Source organism: Cupriavidus sp. R6-3 (assembly GCF_059772245.1).
This window is the reverse complement of the sequence record NZ_JCBAJO010000293.1, coordinates 1-4,883: the sequence shown is the minus strand read 5'-3', so window position 1 is coordinate 4,883 and position 4,883 is coordinate 1. Positions and strand designations below refer to the sequence as shown.

Here is a 4,883-nt window from a genome sequence, read left to right as displayed (position 1 = left end):
CGCACCGTCGCCCGGACCCAACAGAACGCCGATGTACCAGGGCGGCTGACGCGCTGCCCGACGCACTTCGACCCGCTGGTGCGTGTCCACCGATGCTCCAGCGCAACACTCGCGGACCAACGCCCCGTTTCTGTGCACCAAAACCTAAAAGACCGTTGCACGCTGTCAACAAGCGTCCCATAATTAAATGGCCATTTACATGGAGACGCCCAGCGGTAGCGGCGCCTCGATGCACAACACCACGCTGTAAACGGATGGCAATTTGCAGGTGGCGCCCGTCAGGGCGCGGCCTGTTGCGGGGCGCGGCGCATGCCGCCCCCCGTTCGTCTTTTCCCGGTTGTTCCGGTCTGCCGTTTCACCCCCTCCGCTCCGGTCCTTGCACGAATGACGCCGTATTCCGCCGCCGCCATGCCGATCAGTGTTCTGATCGCGCTGACGGTGTGCAACCACGTGGCGTTCAACGCCAGCCGCGTCGTCGTTTCCCTGTTTGCCATTTCGCTGAAGGCCTCGACCATCACGCTCGGCGTGCTGATGTCGCTGTACGCGCTGCTGCCGATGCTGCTGGCGATCCGCGCCGGGCGCCGCATCGACCAGATCGGGCCGCGCCGGCCGATGACCGCGGGCTCGCTGATGGTGGTCGGCGGCACGCTGCTGCCGGCGATCTGGCCGAGCGTCGCCGCGCTGTACGCGTCGTGCGCGCTGATCGGCGTCGGCTTCATGCTGGTCCAGGTCGCGATGCAGCTGCTGATCGGGCAACTGTCGACCGACGAGACCCGTCTTCGCAACTACACCTGGCATGCGCTGGGGCTGTCGGTATCGGGCACGCTGGGCCCGGTGGTGGTCGGCTACGTGATCGAGCACGCCGGCTATCGCCCCGCCTTCCTGCTGCTGGTCGGCGTCGCGCTGATCGGTCAGATCGGCCTGCGGCTCGTCCATGACCGCCTGCCCGCGCAAGGCGCCGGCGCCGCGCGCCAGGCCGCGCTCGACGGCAGCCGCGGCTCCGCGCTGGATCTGCTGCAGGTGCCCGAGCTGCGCGCCGTCTTCGTCGCCAGCGCGGTGCTGTCCGCCGCCTGGGACCTGCATGCCTTCCTGATCCCGATCCAGGGCACGCGCGTCGGCCTGTCGCCCTCGTCGATCGGCTGGGTGCTCGGCGCCTTCGCCATCGCCACGCTGGCGATCCGCATCGCGATGCCGCTGGTCACGCGCTATCTGTCCGAATGGAAGATCATCCGCGGCGCGCTGCTGGTCGGCGGCATCGCGTACCTGCTCTATCCCTTCGTCTCGACGTTCTGGCTGATGTGCTGCCTGGCGTTCGTGCTGGGCCTGGCGCTGGGCAGCGCCCAGCCCAACGTGATGAACATCCTGCATAGCGCGTCGCCGTCGGGCCGCGCCGGCGAGGCGCTGGGCCTGCGCTCCGCCGTGCTGAACACCAGCCAGGTGGTATGGCCGCTGACCTTCGGCGTGGTCGGCACCGCGCTGGGCATGCTGCCGATCTTCTTGTCGATGGCCGGCGCGATGGGCGTGGCCGGCTACTATTCGCGCGGACAGACGCGCAAGCTGCCGCCGCCCGCCGCCTGAGGCCGCTTCAGGTCGAAGCGCGGTTGAAACACGGTCGGGGCGCGGTTGAAGCCTGGCTGGAGCACGGTCCAGGCCGGCTCGCGGGCCGGGATGCCTTCGCTATACTCCAGGCATCCGGATCCGCTTGTCGACCGCACGCAAGACGCTGTGCCGACGCAATCGGAGACCCGTTCAGGAATCTTCAGCCATCCCCGCCGCGGCCATGCCGCTGCCCTTCCCGCCATGACGCAACTCGCCGATCTCCGTCGTACCTATGTGCTCGGTTCCCTCACCGAAGCCGATGTCGCGCCCCAACCCATCGCGCAATTCGAACGCTGGTTCGAGGAAGCGCTGACCGCCAAGCTGCCCGAGCCGAATGCGATGACGCTGGCCACGGTCGACGCCAGCGGCCAGCCCTCGGCCCGCATCGTGCTGCTCAAGGGCATCGACGAGCGCGGCTTCACCTTCTTCACCAATTATGAGAGCCGCAAGGGGCTGGACCTCGCGGTCAATCCGCGCGCCGCGCTGCTGTTCCACTGGGTACAGCTCGAGCGGCAGGTCCGCATCGAAGGCGCCGTCGAGAAAGTCAGCGACGCCGAGAGCGATGCCTACTTTGCGTCGCGGCCGCTGGGCTCGCGCATCGGCGCCTGGGCGTCGGCGCAGAGCCAGGAGGTGAGCGACCGCGCGCTGCTCGAACAGCGCGAGGCCGAGTTCCGCCAGCGCTTCGGCGAGAACCCGCCGCGGCCGCCGCACTGGGGCGGCTATCGCGTGGCGCCGACGCGCGTCGAATTCTGGCAGGGCCGCCCGTCGCGGCTGCACGATCGCATCGCTTATCTGCGCCAGCCCGACGGCAGCTGGCGCATCGCGCGGCTGTCGCCGTGAGGTCGCCTGAGGTCGCCCTGGGGTCGCCCTGAGGCCGCCGAGGATCGCCTGAGGTCGTCCTGAGGATCGCCCGACGGCGACCCGAAGCGTCGCCGTGGTGTCGCCGTGATGGTCCTCATCGGGCGCGCACCGTTTTGCCCCTGTCATTGATATGGGGTCTAGGCAGTGCACTGCACACCGGCGCGGTTTGGCGTATAAAGTGAAACGCCAGACGCACCAGGCAGCGGGCTCTGGCGTTGGGTATGGCACAGCCTGATATATCGGAAGGCCAGGCCGCCCACAGCTGTGGTTGGAGCGCTGTTCGTTCGGAAATATGCCGCCATTCATCAGGAGGAAAGCCGCATGTTTTTCAAGCAAGCACTGGACACGCAACTGGAGCGCTGGGTCGCGGAATTGCGCGACAAGGCCAACCTGCCCGTCAAGCTGCGGCTCTGGAATGGCCACGAATACGCGCTGGGCAACTTCGAACAACCGGCGGTCACGCTGACCGTGCGCGAGGCCGGCGCGCTGCCGCTGCTGCTGACGCCGACGCTGGACAACCTGGGCGAGGCCTACGTCCAGCAGAAGATCGATCTGGAAGGCAAGCTCGCCGACATCATCGCGGTCGGCTACGGCTTCTCGCGCGCCACCACGCAACTGGCCGGCAGCACGCTGGCCCGCGTCGCGCAACGCTTCACCCATACCAAGCAGGAAGACAAGGCGTCGATCGAATACCACTACGACGTCTCCAACGACTTCTACAAGCTGTGGCTGGACCCGAACATGGTCTACTCCTGTGCGTACTTCGAGCGCGGCACGGAGGACCTGGCCACCGCGCAGCTCAAGAAGATCGACCACATCCTGACCAAGATCCGCCTGCAGCCGGGCCAGACACTGCTCGACATCGGCTGCGGCTGGGGCGCGCTGGTGCTGCGCGCCGCGCAGAAGTTCGGCGCGCGCTGCGTCGGCATCACGCTGTCGGAAAACCAGTTCGCGCTGGCCACCGAACGGGTCAAACAGGCCGGGCTGTCGGACCGCATCGAGATCCGCCTGCAGGACTATCGCGATGTCGGCGGCACCTTCGACCGCATCACCAGCGTCGGCATGTTCGAGCATGTCGGCAAGGAAAACCTGGTCACCTACTTCAGCCGCATGTGCGAGCTGCTGGCCGACGACGGTATCGCGATGAACCACGGCATCACCTCGCCCGATCCGGACAGCGGCAAGGTGCCGATGGACGGTGCCCAGTTCATGGACCGCTACGTGTTCCCGCAGGGCGAGTTGCCGCACATCAGCATGGTGCTGCATACGCTCGCCAAGGGCGGCCTGGAGGCCTACGACGTGGAGCTGCTGCGCCGGCACTATGCGCAGACGCTGCGGCACTGGGCCGAGAACTTCGAGACGCACGGCGAGACCATTCGCGCGATGGTCGGCGAGAAGAAATACCGCATCTGGCGCGTCTATCTGGCCGGCTGCGCGCAGGCGTTCGACAGCGAGAAGATGTCGATCTACCAGGTGGTCTGCCACAAGGCCACACAGCCGTCGAGCACGCTGCCCTGGTCGCGCCATTACATCTACGACAAGACGCTGGATTGAGGCGGCCGGCATGACGCCAGGCTTCGCTGTGCGCGCTGTGCGCGCTGGCTTCGCTGACCTTCGCTGACTCGCTGACTCGCTGACTCAATCAGGCTCGACTGAACCACCTTTGACTGAAGACCTGTTCGGCGACCCGGTGTCCGAAAAGACATCGGGTCGCATCGTTTCTCCCGCCGCCGCTCCTGCTCCCGCGGCGCCGGCCGCGTCGGCGGCGGCCACCAAACCGGCCCGGCGCGGCAAGACGGTCCAGCCGGTCGCCGCCTCTCCCGAACTGGCGGCGCTGGCCGCGCGGCTGCCCGCCCATCTCCATCTCGGCACCTCGACCTGGTCCTACCCTGGCTGGAATGGCCTGGTCTACGACGGCGACTACAGCGACAGCCTGCTGTCGCGCAAGGGCTTGAGCGCTTATGCCGCCCATCCGCTGCTGCGCGCCGCCGGCGTCGACCGCGGCTTCTACGCGCCGATTCCGCTGGCCGACTATCTCGCGTATGCGGCCCAGGTGCCCGACGATTTCCGCTTCCTGGTCAAGGCGCCCGCCAGCGTCTGCGATCCGTGGCTGCGCGCGAGCAATGGCGCAGGCCGGCTCGCCAACGCGGCGTTTCTCGATGTGGAGATCGCCGTCCGCGATTTCATCGCGCCGGCCACCGCGGGGCTCGGCGCCAAATGCGGGCCGCTGCTGTTCCAGCTGTCGCCGCTGCGCGCGATGGCGGCCGATGCCGCGGGCTTTCTGTCGCGGCTCGACGCCTTCCTGTCGGCGCTGCCCGCGCTCGACCCGGCGCAGACGCCGAACGCCTGCTATGCGGTCGAGCTGCGCGACCCCGAACTGCTGACGCCGCGCTTCATCAAGCTGCTGCGTACGCATGGCGTGC

Annotated in this window: 4 protein-coding genes; all 4 read left to right on the top strand. The window is 67.7% G+C overall.

The annotated features are described in order from the left end of the window. Nucleotides 1–384 precede the first annotated feature (384 nt). Complete coding sequence (locus tag AC6EI8_RS24190) at nt 385–1,578, top strand: MFS transporter (protein ID WP_498383088.1); 1,194 nt, start codon at nt 385–387, stop codon at nt 1,576–1,578. Between the two features lie 222 nt (nt 1,579–1,800). Continuing rightward, nucleotides 1,801–2,439 (top strand): pyridoxamine 5'-phosphate oxidase, encoded by a 639-nt coding sequence (pdxH, locus tag AC6EI8_RS24185; RefSeq protein ID WP_149317806.1) that lies wholly within the window; start codon nt 1,801–1,803, stop codon nt 2,437–2,439. Nucleotides 2,440–2,781: 342 nt separating this feature from the next. Then, complete coding sequence (locus AC6EI8_RS24180; protein ID WP_498383087.1) at nt 2,782–4,014, top strand: class I SAM-dependent methyltransferase; 1,233 nt, start codon at nt 2,782–2,784, stop codon at nt 4,012–4,014. A 109-nt stretch (nt 4,015–4,123) separates the two neighbouring features. Further along, nucleotides 4,124–4,883: DUF72 domain-containing protein (locus tag AC6EI8_RS24175; protein ID WP_498383086.1), on the top strand; the 760-nt coding region annotated here is incomplete at its 3' end.